Source organism: Streptomyces sp. SID5785, assembly GCF_009870065.1.
In the GTDB taxonomy this organism is placed as follows: domain Bacteria; phylum Actinomycetota; class Actinomycetes; order Streptomycetales; family Streptomycetaceae; genus Streptomyces.
Genome location: NZ_WWIA01000874.1, coordinates 1 through 19861, shown reverse-complemented (window position 1 = coordinate 19861; position 19861 = coordinate 1). Strand labels below are relative to the sequence as shown.

General features: G+C 72.5%; 15 protein-coding genes. 12 read left to right on the top strand and 3 right to left on the bottom strand.

Annotation, left to right across the window (positions count from 1 at the left end):
* From GTW43_RS28235 to GTW43_RS28215, 6 genes are all read left to right on the top strand, one after another.
* Window positions 1–1673: MMPL family transporter (locus tag GTW43_RS28235; RefSeq protein WP_161304790.1), on the top strand; the 1673-nt coding region annotated here is incomplete at its 5' end.
* 61 nt (window positions 1674–1734) lie between these two features.
* Window positions 1735–2301 carry a GNAT family protein gene (locus GTW43_RS28230; RefSeq protein WP_161304789.1) on the top strand — a complete coding sequence of 189 codons (567 nt, stop codon included), beginning with the start codon at window positions 1735–1737 and terminating at the stop codon, window positions 2299–2301.
* Window positions 2302–2336: 35 nt separating this feature from the next.
* Entirely contained in the window at window positions 2337–3023 is a 687-nt protein-coding gene (locus tag GTW43_RS28225; RefSeq protein WP_161304788.1) for a hypothetical protein, read from the top strand.
* 203 nt (window positions 3024–3226) lie between these two features.
* Window positions 3227–3433 carry a hypothetical protein gene (locus GTW43_RS37695; RefSeq protein WP_202502037.1) on the top strand — a complete coding sequence of 69 codons (207 nt, stop codon included), beginning with the start codon at window positions 3227–3229 and terminating at the stop codon, window positions 3431–3433.
* The gene (locus GTW43_RS28220; RefSeq protein ID WP_237536860.1) at window positions 3430–6705 is read left to right on the top strand and encodes a helix-turn-helix transcriptional regulator; all 3276 of its coding nucleotides are present in this window, start codon (window positions 3430–3432) and stop codon (window positions 6703–6705) included. Before GTW43_RS37695 ends, GTW43_RS28220 begins: the two co-directional genes overlap by 4 nt.
* Before the next feature lie 95 nt (window positions 6706–6800).
* Window positions 6801–7007, top strand: a complete 207-nt coding sequence (locus GTW43_RS28215) for a DUF6191 domain-containing protein (RefSeq protein WP_161304786.1) — start codon at window positions 6801–6803, stop codon at window positions 7005–7007.
* On the opposite strand, the gene GTW43_RS28210 is transcribed toward GTW43_RS28215, so the two are convergent.
* Window positions 7000–8169 carry a PQQ-dependent sugar dehydrogenase gene (locus GTW43_RS28210; protein ID WP_161304785.1) on the bottom strand — a complete coding sequence of 390 codons (1170 nt, stop codon included), beginning with the start codon at window positions 8167–8169 and terminating at the stop codon, window positions 7000–7002. The genes GTW43_RS28215 and GTW43_RS28210 overlap by 8 nt on opposite strands.
* A gap of 124 nt (window positions 8170–8293) precedes the next feature.
* Window positions 8294–9295: an aldo/keto reductase gene (locus GTW43_RS28205; protein ID WP_161304784.1), complete on the bottom strand. Its 1002-nt coding sequence runs from the start codon at window positions 9293–9295 to the stop codon at window positions 8294–8296.
* A gap of 76 nt (window positions 9296–9371) precedes the next feature.
* On the opposite strand from GTW43_RS28205, the gene GTW43_RS28200 reads away from it, so the two are divergent.
* The 6 genes from GTW43_RS28200 to serA all read left to right on the top strand — a co-directional run bounded on the left by GTW43_RS28200 (window position 9372) and on the right by serA (window position 19277).
* Complete coding sequence (locus GTW43_RS28200; protein WP_202502036.1) at window positions 9372–10310, top strand: 2-hydroxyacid dehydrogenase; 939 nt, start codon at window positions 9372–9374, stop codon at window positions 10308–10310.
* Between the two features lie 442 nt (window positions 10311–10752).
* Window positions 10753–13617: an EAL domain-containing protein gene (locus GTW43_RS28195; RefSeq protein WP_161304783.1), complete on the top strand. Its 2865-nt coding sequence runs from the start codon at window positions 10753–10755 to the stop codon at window positions 13615–13617.
* Window positions 13618–13885: 268 nt separating this feature from the next.
* Window positions 13886–15736, top strand: a complete 1851-nt coding sequence (locus GTW43_RS28190) for an acetolactate synthase large subunit (RefSeq protein ID WP_161304782.1) — start codon at window positions 13886–13888, stop codon at window positions 15734–15736.
* A gap of 28 nt (window positions 15737–15764) precedes the next feature.
* Complete coding sequence (gene ilvN / locus GTW43_RS28185) at window positions 15765–16289, top strand: acetolactate synthase small subunit (protein ID WP_161304781.1); 525 nt, start codon at window positions 15765–15767, stop codon at window positions 16287–16289.
* A 112-nt stretch (window positions 16290–16401) separates the two neighbouring features.
* A complete protein-coding gene (ilvC, locus tag GTW43_RS28180; RefSeq protein WP_161304780.1) occupies window positions 16402–17403 on the top strand; it encodes a ketol-acid reductoisomerase in 1002 nt (333 codons plus the stop codon).
* A 269-nt stretch (window positions 17404–17672) separates the two neighbouring features.
* Window positions 17673–19277: a phosphoglycerate dehydrogenase gene (serA, locus tag GTW43_RS28175; RefSeq protein WP_161304779.1), complete on the top strand. Its 1605-nt coding sequence runs from the start codon at window positions 17673–17675 to the stop codon at window positions 19275–19277.
* Window positions 19278–19346: 69 nt separating this feature from the next.
* Here the strand turns inward: serA and GTW43_RS38265 are convergent.
* The coding region (locus GTW43_RS38265) for a response regulator transcription factor (RefSeq protein WP_237536859.1) at window positions 19347–19861 on the bottom strand (515 nt) is incomplete at its 5' end.

The following is a 19861-nucleotide window of genomic DNA, read 5'->3' as shown; positions in this document are numbered from 1 at the left end:
CCGCCGTGGTGCTGCTGCTCGCCTTCGGCTCGCTCGCCGCGGCCGCCCTGCCCATCGCCACCGCCCTGATCGGCGTCGGCACCGCCTACGCGGGCATCGTGCTGCTCGGGCACGCCATGACCGTCGCCGACTTCGCACCCATGCTCGGCATGCTCGTGGGCCTCGGCGTCGGCATCGACTACGCCCTGTTCATCGTCACCCGGCACCGCAAGGGCCTCAAACAGGGCCGCTCCGTGCCCGAGGCCGCCGAACGGGCCGTCGCCACCACCGGCCGCGCCGTCGTCTTCGCCGGCGCCACCGTCTGCATCGCCCTGCTCGGCATGCTCATCCTGCGGCTCGGCTTCCTCAACGGCGTCGCCATCGCCGCGTCCGTCACCGTGCTGCTCACCGTCGCCGCCTCCGTGACCCTGCTGCCCGCCCTGCTGTCCTTCATCGGACCGCGCGCCCTGTCCCGGCGCGAACGGCGACGGCTCGCCGAACACGGCCCCGCCCCCGAGGTGCCGACCGGACTCGCTGCCCGCTGGGCCGCCTTCGTCGAGCGGCACCCCAAGCTCCTCGGCGGGCTCGCCCTCGGTCTCGTCACCGTCCTCGCGCTGCCCACGCTCTCGCTCCACCTCGGCACCTCCGACCAGGGCAACAATCCGCGGTCGAGCACCACCCGGCAGGCCTACGACCTGCTCGCCGACGGCTTCGGACCGGGCGTGAACGGTCCGCTCACCCTCGTCACCCCCGTCGACGGAAGCCACGACAAGGCCGCCCTCGCCCACCTCGCGAGCGAACTGCGCGGCACCGACGGCGTCGCCGACGTCTCCCCGGTCACCTACAACGCCGACGACAGCGCCGCCCACCTCACCGTCGTCCCCGACTCCGCGCCCCAGTCCGAACAGACCAGCGCCCTCGTCGACCGGTTGCGCACCGACGTCGTCCCCGGAGCCGAGGCGGGCAGCACCCTCGACGTCCAGGTCGGCGGCGTCACCGCCAGCTACGACGACTTCGCCGAGGTCATCATCGGGAAGCTGCCGCTGTTCGTCGGCGTCGTCGTCGGACTCGGCTGCCTCCTGCTCCTGCTCGCCTTCCGCTCGATCGGCATCCCGCTCAAGGCCGCCGCGATGAACGTCGCGGCCGTCGCCGCCGCCTTCGGCGTCGTCGTCGCGATCTTCCAGTGGGGGTGGGGCAGCGAACTGCTCGGCCTCGGCCGCTCCGGCCCCGTCGAACCCTTCCTCCCCGTGATCATGGTCTCGGTCCTCTTCGGGCTCTCCATGGACTACCAGGTCTTCCTGGTCAGCCGGATGTACGAGGAATGGCTCGAGACCGGCGACAACCGGCGGGCCGTCCGCGTCGGCCTCACCGAGACCAGCCGCGTGATCAACTCCGCCGCCGTCATCATGATCTCCGTCTTCCTCGCCTTCGTGCTCAGCGGCGACCGCGTGATCGCCATGTTCGGCATCGCGCTCGCCGTCGCCGTGGCCGTCGACGCCTTCGTCCTGCGCACCCTCCTCGTCCCCGCCCTGATGCACCTGCTCGGCGGCGCCAACTGGTGGCTGCCCCGCTGGCTCGACCGCCGGCTGCCCCGCATCAGCATCGAGCCGCCGGAGTGCCGCGCCGCCGCGGATGCGAAGATCCCGGAGCAGCGCGCCGCGACCGGCGAGGCGCTGAGCGAAGCGGCGCCGTGATCGCGGCCCGCGGGTCCACGGGCCGCGATCCGGGCGGCCCCGACGGCGACGGAGGACACCGATGTACGAGATCGCACTCGACGACACCGCGCGGCTGCGGCCGCTCGACCCGTGGCGCGCTGAGGAGTTCCTCGCGCACCTCGAGCGGGGACGCGACTTCATCGGGCAGTTCATCCCCTTCGGCTCCACCGCCGTCGACGTGGACTCCGCCCGGGCGGCCCTCCAGCGCTACGCCGACATGCGCGCCGCCGACACCGGCGGCCTGCACGGCATCTGGGTCGACAACACCCTCGTCGGCGGCGTCCTCAGCCTCAACGTCGAACCGGAACGCGGCAACGCCGAGGTCGGCTGCTGGCTCGAGCCCGCCGCCACCGGCCGCGGCCTGATCACCCGCGCCATGCGCCCGCTGCTCGACTGGCTCGTCGACGAGCGCGGCATGCGGCGCGTGGAGTGGGTCGCCGCGTCCGGCAACGTGCCGAGCCTCAATGTCGCCCGCCGTCTCGGCTTCAGCAAGGAAGGCGTCCGCCGCGAGGCCAACCCCTGGCGCGGCGTCCGCCACGACCTGGAGATCTGGTCGCTGCTCGCCCGGGAGTGGCCCAGCGCACGCGCCGCCCTCGACGCGCGTTAAGAACCCTCTCAGACTCCGTCCGTACGGTGCGGAGCATGACTACGAAGACGGATGCGCAGCCCGCCGACGCCGAGACCGCCGCGGCGGCCGCCGAGTCGGCGGAGTCTGCCGCGACCGACACCTCCGCGGAGGCCACCGACCAGACCGACGCTGCCACCGCCCCGAAGACCACCGGTGCGGAGGCCGTCGGCGCCTCTGACAAGACTGACAAGACCGGCAAGGCCGACGCGATCGACGAGGTCGACGAGGACGAGGTCGACGAGGCGGACGAGGACGCGCGGGCCGAGCTCGCCGCCGCCGGCGCCGACGCCCCCACGGGCCCGACCGGCATCGGCCAGGGCGCCGCCGCGGTCGTCGCCACCGTCCTGGGCTTCGTCTCCCTGTCCGGCAGCTGGCTCGGCACCGTCGTCGGCGCCCGCGAGACCCTCACCGGCCAGCTCAACCTCTCCACCAACGCCAACCCCGGCGTCGCCGCCCAGGTCAAGGAGGGCTACACCGACGGCTGGCACGCCACCGCCGCCGTCGGCGGGGTCTTCGCCCTCATCGCCCTGATCGTGGGCGTCGCCGTCCTGGCCCGCCCCGCCTTCGGCGCCCCCGGCAAGCCGCAGGCCGCCTGGATCAAGTCCGTCGCCTGGGCCGGGGTCTCCCTCGGCGTGATCGGCCTGATCCTGGCCGTCGCCAAGTACACCGACCTGATCTTCGGCACTCCCGGTCTGAGCTGACCTCACCCGCCCCGGACCGGACGACCGGGGCACCCTCAGGGGGCCTTAGACCGCGTACTACTCCCCCCGGTACGCGGCCTAAGGCCCCCTCGCCGTCACAGATGAGGCACTCTCCCGATGTGGCGCACCCCCCTGGGCGACCAAAGTGAAGGCATCGCGGAAAACACACCGCGAGAAGCCACCGCAGAACCCAGGGAGACACCGTGTTCGAGTACGAGATCCACCAGCAGCGCGCCGCCGAGCTCCAGCGCCAGGCCGACACGTACCGGCAGGCGCGCGCCGCGGCCCGGGCCGCCCGGGCCGAGCGTGCCGCCCGCGAGTCCAGGTCACAAGCGGCCGATGGGCGGGTGAGTACCGAGAGCCGCAGCACCACCGACGGCCGGCGCCGCCGCACCCCCCGCGCGGCATGAGCCTCGCACCCCGGCCCACCGGCCTGCCGGTGGGCCGATCCGCGTCCCGGCCCGGGCCGACGCCCGCCGCACGGACCGCCGCCGGGAAAAAGCCTGCCCCCGTACCGGACTCGTGTGCGATGCTCGGCGCTGTGGAGACCCGATCCGTCAGCCCGGTGTTCGTCGGCCGCGCCGACGAACTCGGCGTACTCGCCACCGCCCTGACCCGCGCCGACGCCGGAGAGCCCCAGGCCCTGCTGCTCGGCGGCGAGGCCGGCGTGGGCAAGACCCGGCTCGTCGAGGAGTTCGCCGCGGAGGCCTGCCACAAGGGCGCCGTCGTCGTCACCGGCAGCTGCGTGGAGATCGGCGCCGACGGCCTGCCGTTCGTCGCCTTCTCCACCGCCCTGCGGGCCCTGCGCAGCGCGCTGCCCGAGGAGCTCGACGCGGCCGCCGAGGGACGCGAGGCCGAGCTGGCCCGCATACTGCCCGAGCTGGGCGACCGCCGGCCCACCGCGCCCGGCGCCGACCAGGCCGCGGCCGGGTCCCGCGGCCCCGAGGCCCGGGGACCCGAGGCCCGCGGCGACGAGACGGCGACCGCCCGCCTCTTCGAACTCACGGTCCGCGTCCTCGAACGCGTCGCCGCCGACCGCACCGTCGTCGTCCTCCTCGAGGACCTGCACTGGGCCGACGCGTCCACCCGCCACCTCCTGTCCTACCTCTTCCGCACCCTGCGGGCGGGCCGCCTCGTCGTCGTGGCCACCTACCGGTCCGACGACGTGCACCGCCGCCACCCGCTGCGCCCCCTGCTCGCCGAACTCGACCGGCTGCGCACCGTCACCCGCATCGAGCTCGGCCGGCTCAGCCGCGCCGAGGTCGCCCGTCAGATCGCCGGGATCATCGCCGAGGAACCCGAGCGCACCGTCGTCGACGACATCTTCCGCCGCTCGGACGGCAACGCCTTCTTCGTCGAGGAACTCGCCGTCTCCGCGGCCGAGGGCTGCGCCACCGGCCTCACCGACTCGCTGCGCGACGTCCTCCTCGTGCGCGTCGAATCCCTGTCCGAGTCCGCCCAGCGCATCGCCCGCATCTGTGCCGAGGGCGGATCCACCGTCGAGTACCCGCTGCTCGCCGCCGTGACCGGGCTCGGCGAGGACGAACTCATCGAGGCCCTGCGCGCCGCGGTCGGCGCCAACATCCTGCTCGCCTCGCCGTCCGGCGACGGCTACCGCTTCCGGCACTCCCTCGTCCGCGAGGCCGTCAGCGACGACCTGCTCCCCGGCGAGCGCTCCCGTATCAACCGCCGCTACGCCGAGGCGCTGGAGGCCGACCCCGCCCTGGTGCCCGCCGAGGCCCGCGTAATGCGGCTGGCCGCCTACTGGTACCACGCGCACGAGCCCGCCAAGGCGCTGCCCGCCGTGCTCGACGCCTCCGTCGAGGCCCAGCGCCGGCACGCCTACGCCGAGCAGATGCGGCTCCTGGAACGGGCGATGGAGCTCTGGGAGCCCGCCCCGCCGGAGATCCGCGAGGGGCTGGTCCTCGGCGACTACGTCGAGAGCCACCTCGCCTGCGGCTGCGACCCCGCGCACACCCAGCTCAGCTACCTCGACCTCATGGCCGAGGCCGCCGCCGCGGGCCGGGTCTGCGGCGAACGGGAACCCGCACTCAAGATCGCCAAGCGCGCGACCCGCATGCTGGACGACGCCGCCCGCACCCCGGGCGGCGGCGACCCGCTGCGCGCCGCCTGGTTCTGGATCCAGCGCAGCAGCCTGATCTCCACCCTGGGCCGCAGCGACGGCTGGGACGAGATCGCCACGGCCCAGCGACTGGTGCGCGGACTGCCGCCCTCCGCGGTCCACGCCGAGGTCCTGACCTACGCCGCCTCCTGGGGCATGCTCCACAATCCCGGCGCCGAGGCCCTGACCGCCGCCGAGCGCGCCGTCGAGTACGCCCGCATGGTCGGCGCCGAGGAGATCGAACTCAACGCCCGGCTCATCCTCGGCGGCCTCCTCGTCGACGCCGGTGACGTCGAACAGGGATTCACCGAGATGTACGCCGTGCGCGAGCGCTCCGCCGAACTCGGACTCGTCGCCCGCATCCGGCACGTCAACGTCAACCTGCCCTCCGTCCTGGAAGGCGCCGGCCGCTCCGCCGAGGCCGTCCGGCTGGCCGAGGACGGCATCGCCGAGTGCCGCCGCTTCGGGCTCACCGACACCAAGGGCTGGGTCCGCGCCAACAAGGCCGAGTCCCTGATCTCGCTCGGCCGCTGGAACGAGGCCGCCGAGGTCGCCGAACGCACCCGCGCCGTCTCCGTCAGCGACAAGCCCCGCGGCACCGCCGGCGTCCACCTCGCCACGCTCGCCCTCGGCCGCGGCGCCTACCAGGAGGCGGCCGCCCACCTGGCCCTGGCCCACGAGCACTACGGCACACACGATCCGATGCCGCAGTACATGCTGCCCCTCGCCCATGTCTCCCTCGCTCTCGCCGTCTGTCAGGGCCGCCTCCACGACGCCCGCGCCGAACTCGACCGCCTCGTCACCGCCGGCCTCCCGCACTCCATGCAGCGCTACCTCTGGCCCCTGCTGCGCACCGCCGCCGCCGCGGAGGCGGACGCCCGGGGCCTGCCCGCCGCGGAGCCCGACCGCGCCCGCGCCGTCGCACGCATCCGCACCGCCGCCAAGGCCCAGGCCACCCATGTCCCGGTCTGGCAAGCCCACGAGCAGTGGGTCCGCGCCGAACTGCTCCGCGCCGAGGGCCGTGACACCCCCGACGACTGGACGGACACCGTCACCGCCTTCGAGCCCCTCGACCGCCCCTACGACCTGGCCCGCGTCCGGCTCCGCCTCGCCGAGTCCCTGCTGGCCTCCGCGGCAGCGGCCGGCGACTCCCCGGAGGACGACCGGGACCGTGCCGCGGAGCTCCTCCGGCTGGTCGCCGCCGTCGCCGACCACCTCGGCGCCCGCCCGCTCACCGAGTCGGTCACCCTGCTCGCCCAGCGCGCCCGGATCGGCCTGGGGCCCGCCCGGGGACCTCGGCCGGACGCACCGGCCGACCCCGCCGAGCAGCTCGGCCTCACCAGCCGCGAGCGCGATGTCCTGCGCCTGGTCACGGCGGGCCGCAGCAACCGGCAGATCGCCGAGGAACTCTTCATCTCCCCGAAGACGGCCAGCGTCCACGTGTCCAACATCCTGGCCAAGCTCGGCGTCGCCGGCCGCGGGGAGGCCGCCGCCGTCGCCCACCGGCTGCAGCTCTTCCCCGCCCGTCCGGTGGCGGCACCGCCCGGGACGGCGGGCTGACCGGCCGGAACACCGGCCGCCCTCGCGGCCGGTCCGGTCCGAGTCCCTCTGCCGTACGCTGGACGAGAAGCTCGCACGGGCTACCGGGAGGCGCAGTGTTCAATCCGCTGGAGGACCTGTTCGCCCCGAGCCGCAGGCACACCGACGAGGAGCGCAAGCGGCTGGAGCTCACCCGGGTCGACCTCAACGACGGCGATCCCGGGCGCGGCCCGATAGACCTCTCCTCGGGCAGGGTCGTCGTCCGCCGGCCCCGCTCCGAGGACCCCACCGCCGACGGGGCCGACGAGGCCGAGGTCAGCTGACTCTGAGCTCCAGGATCCGGTCGTCGCCCTTCTTGGGGGTGCCTCTCGAGTCCGTGTTGTTCGTGACCAGCCACAGCTTGTCCCCGCCGGCCGCGATCACCGTGCGCAGCCGCCCGTACTTTCCGGTGAGGAACGCCTCCGGCTCGTGCGCCGCCTTGGCACCGTCCAGCGGGATGCGCCACAGGCGCTCGCCTCTCAGCCCCGCCATCCAGATCGACCCCTTCGCGTACGCGATCCCGCTGGGGGAGGCGTCACGGGTGTGCCACTGGCGCAGAGGGTCTCGGTAACCGGACTTGCCCGCCTTGCCCTCGGCGTCGGGCCAGCCGTAGTTTCCCCCCGCCACGATGTGGTTCAGCTCGTCCCAGACGTCCTGGCCGAACTCCGAGGCCCACAGCCGCTTGTCCTTGTCCCAGGCCAGCCCCTGCACATTGCGGTGCCCGTAGGAGTACACGGGCGTGTCACCGAAGGGGTTGCCCGGGGCCGGCTCGCCCTCGGGAGTCAGCCGCAGGATCTTGCCGCCCGGGGACTTCTTGTCCTGTGCCAGCTCGGTCTTGTACGTCTCGCCCGTGCCCACGTAGAGCAGGCCGTCCGGGCCGAAGGCGATGCGTCCGCCGTTGTGATTCGTCCCCTTCGGGATGCCGCGGAAGACCGTGTCCGGGGCGCCCAGCTGCTCGCCCGGGGGCTTCTTCTCGTCGTAGATCATCCGCGCGATGCGGTTGTCCGACTCCGTCGTGAAGTACGCGTAGACCATGTGGTCCGAGGCGTAGGACGGGGAGAGCGCGATGCCGAGCAGGCCGCCCTCGCCCGCCGGGGCCACCCCCGGCACCTCGCCGAGCTCGGTCTTCTTGCCGCTCTGGGGATCGATCCGGGTGAGGGTGCCCTCGTCACGGGAGGAGACCAGCAGGTCGCCCTCCGGCAACGCGGCAAGGCCCCAGGGGGACTTGAGGCCCGTGGCCGCCGTCCGCCCCACCGTCACGGAGCCCTTCGCGGGCGGGACGTCGGCACGGGGCGAGGCCGATGCGCTCGGCCGGCCCGGGCCCGAGGCCGAGCTCCGGTCCTGCCGCGGGCCCGGTCCGTCACCGGACGACGAACAGCCGGCCGTGAGCAGGAGCGCCGCGCAGGCGGCCCCGGCCAACGCGGGCCGTACAGCTTGACGTTGCACGATCAGGGTCCCTTCGTCGCGACGGTTCTACCGTTCATACACCGCTCGGGCCGTCCGGGTTCCCGATCCCGGAGCCCTCTCCGGAATCCCGGTCCGGACCGGGGCGCGGCGCCGGGTCCCGGACTCAGTCCCACGAACCCCGCGCCGCCGGCAGCGCGGCGATCTCCGCCAGGTCCGCGTCCGTCAGGGACAGCCCGGCGGCCGCCGCATTCTCCGCGGCCCAGCGCTCGTGCTTGGCTCCCGGCACCGGCACCACGCTCCCACCCTGCGCGAGGACCCAGGCCAGCGCCACCTGCGCCGGCGTGACCTCGTCCCCGTGCCGGGCCGCGACCCGGCGCAGCCCCACCACGAGGGGCTGGTTCGCCGCCATCATCTCCGCGGTGAACCGGGGGTGCCTGGCCCGCACGTCGTCCGGCTCGAACCCCTCGCCCGGCCGCAGCGTGCCGGTCAGGAAGCCGTTGCCCAGCGGCATCGCCGCCAGGAATCCCACGCCCCGCGCCGCGCACCAGGGCAGTAGCATCTGCAGCGCCTCGGTGGACCACACCGACAGCTCCGCCATCACGGAACTCACCGGGAACACCTGCTGCACCCGCTCCAGCTGCCGGATCGTCCCGGCGTGCAGTGCGGACCGGCCGCCGCGCCGCGCGGCCCGCGCCCCGACCGCGCACAGCCCCAGCGAACGCACCTTGCCCGCGCGCACCAGGTCCGCCATCGCGCCCCAGGTCTCCTCGACCGGCACCTCCGGGTCCGCCCGGTGCAGCTGGTAGAGGTCGATGACGTCCGTCTGCAGCCGGCGCAGGGAGGCGTCGCAGGCGCGTCTGACGTATCCGGGGCGGCCGTTGGCGACGATGTGCTGCTCGCCCACGAGCAGGCCCACCTTCGTCGACACGAACGCGTCCGCCCGCCGCTCCTTGAGCACCCGGCCGAGCAGCAGCTCGTTGGTGAACGGCCCGTACATGTCGGCGGTGTCGACGAGCGAGCACCCCCGGTCCAACGCGGCGTGCACGGTCCGCACGGACTCCTCGCCGCGCTGCCGCGAGCCGGTGTAGGCCCAGCTCATCGGCATGCAGCCCAGTCCGACCGCCCCGACCTCGAGCGCTGCCGCGCCGATCGCCTTGCGCTCCACCTGCCCGTGACCCTCCCTGTTTTCGGCACCCAACCTAACCTCTGCGCCCCAACGCCTCTGACATAGCCTCCCGAGCATGACTGGTGATGTGTGGCTGCCGTTTCCCGCCGACGAGATTCCGGGCCTTCCCGAAGGGCTCGACTACCGCTTCTGGAACGGGGAACCGGAGTATCCCGCCGACCCCGCCGCGTGCGCGTTCTACGTCGTCCCCTACATGAAGCCCCCCGGCGTCGGCACCCGCCCGCTGCCCGCGATGACCGCGGTGCGGGCCGTGCAGACGCTGTCCGCGGGCGTCGACCACGTGCAGGGCGGCCTGCATCACCTGCGCGCGGGCGTCCAGTTGTGCAACGCGCGCGGGGTGCACGACGCCAGCACCGCCGAGCTCGCCCTGACGCTGATCCTCGCCTCGCTGCGCGGCATTCCGGACTTCGTGCGCGGCCAGGACCGCGGTGAGTGGCGCTCCGGTTTCCGCCCCGCGCTCGCCGACCGGAACGTGCTCATCGTGGGGTACGGAGCCATCGGGTCGGCCGTCGAGGACCGGCTCGTGCCCTTCGAGGTCGCGCGGGTGGCGCGCATCGCGCGCTCCGCCCGCACGACGGCGCGCGGCCCGGTGCACCCGCTCACCGACCTGCCCCGGCTGCTGCCCGACGCGGACGTCGTCGTCGTGGTCACCCCGCTCACCGAGGACACCCGGGGCCTGGTGGACGCCGGGTTCCTGGCCCGGATGAAGGACGGGGCGCTGCTCGTCAACGTCGGACGCGGTCCCGTCGTGGACACGAACGCGCTGATCAAGGAGGCGCAGAGCGGCCGGATCAGTGCCGCGCTCGATGTCACCGATCCCGAACCGCTGCCCCGGGACCACCCGTTGTGGCAGGCTCCGGGAGTGCTGGTCTCCCCGCACGTCGGCGGTCCCACGTCCGCCTTCCTGCCGCGCGCCAAGCGGCTGCTGGCCGCACAGCTCACGCGGTTCGCGGCGGGGGAGCCGCTCGACAACGTCGTCCTCACCACCGGCTGACCCACCCGTCGAGCGCGGCACCACCGGCCCCACGGACAACTCCCGTGCGGCCGCCCGCCGTCGGGCGCACACGCTCCGGGCCCGCCCGGCTCCACCGGGTGCCCGCATCGTCGCTGGTCGTCACGGAGAGTAGAGAGACTATGTCCCTGAGTGACGAGTCTGGTGTATCGTCCCGACTGGGGCAGCGCCGTGCAGCACGCGGCGCGGGGACGACGGACGGACTGCGAGGGGGGCGACGGGCGATGCACGGCCTATGGGTGAACGATCCGACGCGGCGAGGCCGCCGGCGGCGACCCTCACGCACACCGATGCACGGGCGAAGTCCCGGCTGCCGCACGAAGCCTGCCTGCCGCGGCAGTCTGCGCACCGGCCGCAGGCGCCAGCAGCACCAGGGGCAGGGCGAGAAGGACGGCGGAGCGGCCCGGCGGACCGAGGCGGCCCGGTGACCGCCCACCCGTCGCCGCCCACCGCCCTCGGTGCCTCGCTGCACCCCGGCGCACCGCTCCCGGCCCGCCCCCGAGGGTGCACCGGCGGCATGGGGCTCCAGCTCGCGCTCGCCCTCGTCTGCGCGGCCTTCGCGACGGGCTCGCTGCTGGGCTGGGGATCCGAGCGAGTCGCCCTGTTCATGGGGGACTTCGGCCTCAGTCTCGCCGCCGGCACGGCCGCCGTGTCGAACTTCCTCTACGCACGCAGCCGCCGCAGTCGCTTTCGACCCGCCTGGCTGCTCTTCGCGCTCTCCTCCCTCATGGCGTCCTTGGGGAACGGGGTATGGGGCTGGTACGAGTTCGTCCTGCATGTCGAGGTGCCGACGCCGAGCCTCGCCGACCTCTTCTTCCTCTGCTTCGCGCCGCCCGCGATCATCGGCCTGCTCGTGCTGGCCAAGCGGCCCGTGACGAAGGCCGGTTGGATCTGTCTGGCGCTCGACGCGTGGCTGATCGCCGGGTCGCTCGTCACCCTCTCCTGGAGCCTCGCGCTCGCGCACACCGCCGAGTCCGAGGGGCTGAGCGTCAGCCGCACCGCGCTCTCACTCGCCTATCCGCTGCTCGACATCGTTCTCGTCAGCATGGTGCTGGCCCTGCACTTCCGCCGCTCGCCGGGCAACCGCACGGCGGTGAACACGGCGATCGGCGCCCTCGCGCTCACCGTCCTGTGCGACGCGCTGTTCACCTCACCGCTCCTGCACGCCAGTTACCGCTCGGGGGAGATCCTCGACGCGGGCTGGTTCGCCGGCTCACTGCTCCTCGCGTACGCGCCGTGGGTGGGCGGCCGTGGTGAGGCTCTCTCCGACCCGGTGCCGCACCCGGTCCCCGGTGCCGTGCGGCCCGTGCCGGGTCACCCGCGGCCCATCTCCGGATCGCTCGCCGCCCTCACCCCGTACCTGGCGGCGGCGGTCTGCACGCTGGGGATCCTGTACAACGTGCTGAGCGGGCACCGCGTCGACCGGATCGTGCTCTTCACCGCCTGCACCGTGGTCCTGGCGCTCGTCGTGCGCCAGGGCATCATGCTCCTGGACAACATCACGCTCACCCAGGAGCTGGCGCAGAAGGAGAACCACTTCCGCTCGCTGGTGCAGGGCTCCAGCGACGTGATCATGATCGCCGCTCCGAACGGGATACTGCGCTACGTCAGCCCCGCGGCGGCGGGGGTCTACGGGCGCGAGGCCGACGACCTGGTCGGCGCCGAGCTGGCCTCGATCATCCATCCCGAGGATCTCGGCCGCTTCGTGCACGAGGTGCGCCGCTTCCTCGCCGCGAGCCAGATCGAGGAGCCGACCACCCGCATCGAGTGCCGCTTCCGCTCCGGCACCGGTTCCTGGCTGAACGTGGAGTCCACGGTCAACCGGCACCACGGCGGCCTGATCCTCAACAGCAGAGACGTGACCGAACGGGTGCGCCTCCAGGCGCAGTTGCAGCACAACGCCGAGCACGACCCGCTCACCGACCTGCCCAACCGGTCGCTGTTCACCAAGCGGGTCGGGCAGGCGCTGACCGGCCGCCGGGCCACCGATCGCGGCACCGCCGTGCTCTTCATCGACCTCGACGGCTTCAAGCAGGTCAACGACACGATCGGACACCAGGCGGGCGACGAGCTGCTGGTCCAGGCCGCGCGCCGGCTCGCCGAGTCGGTGCGCTCCTCGGACACCGCGGCCCGGCTGGGCGGTGACGAGTTCGCCGCGCTCATCGTCGGTGACGGCGGACGGGACGACGCGGCGCGCGAGCAGCACATCTACGAGCTGGCCGACCGGCTCAGAGTCACGCTGTCGCAGCCGTACGCGATCGGCGGGCACCAGGACGTCCGGGTGGCCGCGTCCATCGGGGTGGCGTTCGCCGAGCCCGACATCACCGCCGGCGAGCTCCTGCGCAACGCGGACCTGGCCATGTACCGGGTCAAGGCCACCGGCAAGGGCCGGGTCGAGCTCTACGCGCCCCAGATGCAGGCCGACGTCGTGCGCAAGGCCGAGCTGGCGGGCCGGCTGCGGTCGGCTCTGCACGACGGGGAGTTCGCGCTGCTGCATCAGCCCGTGGTGTCGCTGCACGACGGCCGGATCGCGGCCGTCGCCGCGCAGGCGCGCTGGCGCTCGTCGCAGGGCATCCTCTTCACCCCGGCCGAGTTCCTCCGGGTCGCGGAGGACGGCGAGAAGACCGCCGAGCTGGGCCGCTGGATGCTGGAGGAGGCCGTCGCGCAGGCGGCCGAGCGCGGCCGCAGCGGGCACGCGACGCCCGTCGCGGTCCGGATGAGCGCCCGCCGCCTGCTGGACCGGACGATGCCGCTCGGCTCCGTCGAGGCCCTTCTGACGCGGCACGGGCTGCCCTCCGGGGCGCTCGTCATCGAGCTGGCCGACAGCGACCCCCGGGTGCCCCTGGACGAGCTGGAGCGCCGTCTGACGGTGCTGCGCAGACTCGGCGTACGGATCGCGCTCGACGGCTTCGGGAGCGGCTACGCGGCCATCACGGCGCTGCGCAGGCTCCCGGTCGACATGCTCAAGCTGGACCGCTCCCTCGTCGAGGGCGTCGTCGAGTCCGCGCGGCTGCACAAGATCACCAGTGGGCTGCTCAGGATCGCCGGCGACCTCGGGCTGATGTCCGTGGCGGACGGGGTCGACCTGCCCGAGCAGGTCGTCGCGCTCCGCGCCATGGGCTGTACCCACGGGCAGGGCATGGCCTTCTCGGGACCGCTCGACGAGTACCGGCTGCGCCGTGCGCTGGCCTCGGCGGAGTATCCCGTTCCGGCGGGACCCGCGGAGCCGGTGTTCGCGGGGGCACCCGCACCCCGTTCACATGATGAGACTCCCGTCCCACCCACTTGACACCACTGGCGCGCCGGGGGGAGGGTCAGTGCCATGCGCACCCGAATTCTCGTACTTGGAAAGCGCGTCGGCTGAAGCTGGGACCCACCGGTGGACGAACACCGGAATCCCCAGCGACCGTATCCGGCGCGCTCCCCTCGCTTGCCTCACGGCACGAGGGGTTTTTTGTTGCACCGGTGCCGGTCGGAAGCCCTCGCACCCCGCACCGCACCTCGCGACAACCCCGCACAACCCTCGCAAAAACCCTCAGCATCGAGAAGAGAAGCCGATGACCGAGCAGGCCACCGGGGCCCACCATCCGCAGCCGCGGCCCCGTTCCGGAGGACAGCAGTCCGCGCCCGTCGAGCACGTCACGGGTGCGAAGTCCCTCATTCGCTCGCTTGAGGAGGTCGGGGTCGACACCGTATTCGGCATCCCCGGCGGCACGATCCTTCCCGCGTACGACCCGATGATGGACTCGAGCCGGGTGCGTCACGTGCTCGTCCGTCACGAGCAGGGCGCCGGGCACGCCGCCACCGGTTACGCGCAGGCCACCGGCAAGGTGGGCGTGTGCATGGCGACGTCGGGCCCGGGTGCCACGAACCTGGTGACGCCGATCGCCGACGCGATGATGGACTCCGTGCCGCTCGTCGCGATCACCGGCCAGGTCGTCTCCAAGGCGATCGGCACGGACGCCTTCCAGGAGGCGGACATCGTCGGCATCACGATGCCGATCACCAAGCACAGCTTCCTGGTCACCAAGGCCGAGGACATCCCGCAGGCCATCGCGCAGGCGTTCCACATCGCCTCGACCGGCCGCCCGGGCCCGGTCCTGGTGGACATCCCGAAGGACATCCTGCAGGCGCAGACGACGTTCTCCTGGCCGCCGCAGCAGGACCTGCCGGGCTACCGCCCCGTGACCAAGCCGCACGCCAAGCAGATCCGCGAGGCCGCGAAGCTCATCACGAACGCGAAGCGGCCCGTCCTCTACGTCGGTGGCGGCGTCCTCAAGGCGCAGGCCACCGCCGAGCTCAAGATGCTCGCCGAGCTCACCGGAGCGCCCGTCACCACCACCCTGATGGCGCTCGGCGCATTCCCCGACAGCCACCCGCTGCACGTGGGGATGCCGGGCATGCACGGTGCGGTCACCGCCGTCACCGCGCTGCAGAAGGCCGACCTGATCGTCGCCCTCGGAGCCCGCTTCGACGACCGCGTCACCGGCAACCTGGACAGCTTCGCGCCGTACGCGAAGATCGTGCACGCCGACATCGACCCGGCCGAGATCGGCAAGAACCGGGCCGCCGACGTGCCGATCGTCGGGGACGCCCGCGAGGTCATCGCCGACCTGATCCAGGCGGTCCAGAAGGAGCATTCGGACGGTCACACGGGTGACTACGGCGCCTGGTGGAACGACCTGAACCGCTGGCGCGAGACCTACCCGCTCGGCTACGACCAGCCGGCGGACGGCTCGCTCTCCCCGCAGCAGGTCATCGAGCGCATCGGCCAACTCGCTCCCGCGGACACGATCTTCGCGGCGGGCGTCGGCCAGCACCAGATGTGGGCCGCGCACTACATCCGGTACGAGAAGCCGGCCACGTGGCTGAACTCGGGCGGCGCCGGGACCATGGGCTACTCGGTGCCCGCCGCGATGGGCGCCAAGGCCGGTGCCCCGGACCAGGCGGTCTGGGCGATCGACGGCGACGGCTGCTTCCAGATGACCAATCAGGAGCTGACCACCTGCGCCCTGAACAACATCCCGATCAAGGTCGCCATCATCAACAACGGCGCCCTCGGGATGGTCCGCCAGTGGCAGACGCTGTTCTACAACCAGCGCTACTCGAACACCGTGCTGCACGCGGGCCCGGACGGCGAGACCCCGCCCAACAAGGGCACGCGCATCCCCGACTTCGTGAAGCTGAGCGAGGCCATGGGCTGCTACGCCATCCGCTGCGAGCGCCCCGAGGACCTCGACAAGTGCATCGAGGAGGCGAACTCGATCAACGACCGCCCGGTCGTGGTCGACTTCATCGTCCACGAGGACGCCATGGTGTGGCCGATGGTCGCCGCCGGCACCTCCAACGACGAGATCATGGCCGCTCGGGACGTCCGCCCCGACTTCGGCGACAGTGAAGACGACTGAGCGAGGAAGACTCTAAGAGGCCATCGAAATGTCCAAGCACACGCTCTCCGTCCTGGTCGAGAACAAGCCGGGTGTCCTGGCCCGGATCACCGCCCTCTTCTCGCGCCGCGGCTTCAACATCGACTCGCTCGCCGTCGGCGTCACCGAGCACCCCGACATCTCACGCATCACCATCGTCGTGAACGTCGAGGACCTGCCGCTCGAACAGGTCACCAAGCAGCTCAACAAGCTGGTCAACGTCCTGAAGATCGTCGAGCTCGAGCAGGGCCACGCCGTCCAGCGCGAGCTTGTGCTCGCCAAGGTCCGCGCCGACAACGAGACGCGCTCGCAGATCGTCGAGATCGTCCAGCTGTTCCGCGCCAAGACCGTGGACGTCTCGCCCGAGGCCGTCACCATCGAGGCCACCGGGTCCAGCGACAAGCTGGAGGCGATGCTCAAGATGCTCGAGCCGTTCGGCATCAAGGAGCTCGTCCAGTCCGGCACCATCGCCATCGGCCGCGGCTCCCGCTCCATCACCGACCGCAGCCTGCGCGCCCTCGACCGGAGCGCGTAGCACGGTCACCCGCCTCGCGCTGCTCGCATCGCGAGACCTGAAAACCCCCCTTCCCACTCCCGCCGTACGGTGGGACGCAGAACCAGCAACACCCCCGACAAGGAGAACCCCAGTGGCCGAGCTGTTCTACGACGACGACGCCGACCTGTCCATCATCCAGAACCGCAAGGTCGCGGTGATCGGCTACGGCTCCCAGGGCCACGCCCACGCGCTGTCGCTGCGCGACTCGGGCGTCGACGTCCGCGTCGGTCTGCACGAGGGCTCCAAGTCCAAGGCCAAGGCCGAGGAGCAGGGCCTGCGCGTGGTGACCCCGTCGGAGGCCGCCGCCGAGGCCGACGTCATCATGATCCTCGTCCCGGACCCGATCCAGGCCCAGGTCTACGAGGAGTCCATCAAGGACAACCTGAAGGACGGCGACGCGCTGTTCTTCGGTCACGGCCTCAACATCCGCTACGACTTCATCAAGCCCCCGGCCGGCGTGGACGTCTGCATGGTCGCCCCCAAGGGCCCGGGCCACCTCGTGCGCCGCCAGTACGAGGAGGGCCGCGGCGTCCCGTGCATCGCGGCCGTCGAGCAGGACGCCACCGGCAAGGCCTTCGAGCTGGCGCTGTCCTACGCGAAGGGCATCGGCGGCACCCGCGCCGGCGTCATCAAGACGACCTTCACCGAGGAGACCGAGACCGACCTGTTCGGTGAGCAGGCCGTGCTCTGCGGCGGTACCGCCGCACTGGTCAAGGCGGGCTTCGAGACCCTGACCGAGGCCGGCTACCAGCCGGAGATCGCGTACTTCGAGTGCCTGCACGAGCTGAAGCTCATCGTGGACCTCATGTACGAGGGCGGCCTGGAGAAGATGCGCTGGTCGATCTCCGAGACCGCCGAGTGGGGCGACTACGTCACGGGCCCGCGGATCATCACGGACGCCACCAAGGCCGAGATGAAGAAGGTCCTCGCCGAGATCCAGGACGGCACCTTCGCCAAGAACTGGATGGACGAGTACCACTCGGGCCTGAAGAAGTACAACGAGTACAAGACCCAGGACGAGAACCACCTCCTGGAGACCACGGGCAAGGAGCTGCGCAAGCTCATGAGCTGGGTGGACAACGACGAGGCCTGAGCCTCGCGGGACGGGGTCGCGGCACACGCCGCGGCCCCGTTCGCCATGGCCCCTCCACACGGCGGTCGATACCGTTGTCCATACCGTCCAGCCACGGACGAGTGATCCTTCCGGGGAGGCGTAAGACTGCCTCCCGCGCGCCACTACACTGCTGAACTATTCGCGTCGGGCCCACAGCGTCGTGCGTCTTCCACGCGGCCAAGCACCCACCCCTCCACCGCCTGCGGCCGTCGGGACGGCCGTCCGCACTGGGACTTGTGAGGACTCACGTGAGCACTGCTGCCACCGGCAAACCCGTCGTACTCATCGCTGAAGAGCTGTCGCCCGCCACCGTCGACGCCCTGGGCCCGGACTTCGAGATCCGCCAGTGCAACGGGGCGGACCGCGCCGAGCTGCTGCCGGCCATCGCCGACGTGGACGCGATCCTCGTCCGCTCCGCGACCAAGGTCGACGCCGAGGCCATCGCCGCCGCCAAGAAGCTGAAGGTCGTCGCCCGCGCCGGCGTCGGCCTGGACAACGTGGACGTGTCCGCCGCCACCAAGGCCGGCGTCATGGTCGTCAACGCCCCGACGTCCAACATCGTGACCGCCGCCGAGCTGGCCTGCGGCCTGATCGTCGCCACCGCGCGCAACATCCCGCAGGCGAACACCGCCCTGAAGAACGGCGAGTGGAAGCGCAGCAAGTACACCGGCGTCGAGCTCGCCGAGAAGACCCTCGGTGTCGTCGGCCTCGGCCGCATCGGCGCCCTGGTCGCCCAGCGCATGAGCGCCTTCGGCATGAAGGTCGTCGCCTACGACCCGTACGTGCAGCCCGCGCGGGCCGCGCAGATGGGCGTCAAGGTCCTCTCCCTGGACGAGCTGCTCGAGGTCTCGGACTTCATCACCGTCCACCTGCCCAAGACGCCGGAGACCCTCGGCCTCATCGGCGACGACGCGCTCCACAAGGTCAAGCCGAGCGTGCGCATCGTGAACGCCGCACGCGGCGGGATCGTCGACGAGGAGGCGCTGTACTCCGCGCTCAAGGAGGGCCGCGTCGCGGGCGCCGGCCTGGACGTCTACGCGAAGGAGCCCTGCACGGACTCCCCGCTGTTCCAGTTCGACCAGGTCGTCTGCACCCCGCACCTGGGCGCCTCGACCGACGAGGCGCAGGAGAAGGCCGGCATCGCCGTCGCCCGCTCCGTGCGTCTCGCGCTGGCCGGTGAGCTCGTCCCCGACGCGGTGAACGTGCAGGGCGGCGTCATCGCCGAGGACGTCAAGCCGGGCCTGCCGCTCGCCGAGCGCCTCGGCCGGATCTTCACCGCGCTCGCCGGTGAGGTCGCGGTCCGCCTCGACGTCGAGGTCTACGGCGAGATCACCCAGCACGACGTGAAGGTGCTCGAACTGTCCGCGCTCAAGGGCGTGTTCGAGGACGTCGTCGACGAGACGGTGTCGTACGTCAACGCCCCGCTGTTCGCGCAGGAGCGCGGCGTCGAGGTCCGCCTCACCACGTCGAGCGAGTCGCCCGACCACCGCAACGTGGTGACGGTGCGCGGCACCCTCGGCGACGGCCAGGAGGTCTCGGTCTCCGGCACGCTGGCCGGACCGAAGCACCTGCAGAAGATCGTCGCCGTCGGCGAGTACGACGTGGACTTGGCGCTCGCCGACCACATGGTCGTGCTGCGCTACGAGGACCGCCCGGGTGTCGTCGGCACCGTCGGCCGCGTCCTCGGCGAGGCCGGCATCAACATCGGCGGCATGCAGGTCGCCCGTGCCGACGTGGGCGGCGAGGCGCTGGCCGTCCTGACCGTGGACGACACGGTCGCCGCGTCGGTGCTGACCGAGCTGGCCGCGGAGATCGGCGCGAAGTCGGCCCGCGCGGTCAACCTCGCCGGCTGACCGGCTCTCCCGTACACGACAGGGGCCCGGGTGACCCGCACGGTCACCCGGGCCCCTGCGCATGCCGCCTCACGGGGAGGACGTGGCCTCCGGTTCGATCAGGCCCTCGCGGTAGGCGATGCCCACCGCCTCGGTGCGGCTCGCGGCGCCCAGCTTGGCCAGGATGTTCGAGACGTGGACGCTGGCGGTCTTCCCGCTGATGAACAGCTCCTCGCCGATCTGCCGGTTGGTGCGCCCCTGCCCGAGCAGCCGCAGCACGTCACCCTCCCGGGCGGTCAGGGCCGCGATGCGCTCCCCGCCGGACGGGCCCGCGAGCCGGCCGCGCCGCACGAGGTCGTCGAGCGCGTCGCGCAGCGGTACGGCGCCCAGGCGCTCGGCGGTCTCCCGGGCCGTGTGCGCCTGCTCCGCGGCCTCCTCGCGGCGGTCGGCGGTCAGCAGGGCCTGCGCCAACCGCAGCCGGCACCGCGCCAGTTCGTACGGGTCGCCGTAGCCGAACGCCGAGACGGTCCGCTCCCAGGCCGCGACGTCCGGGCCGCTCACCGCCCGCGCCTGCTCGGCCTCGGCGCGGGCCAGCCAGGCCAGGC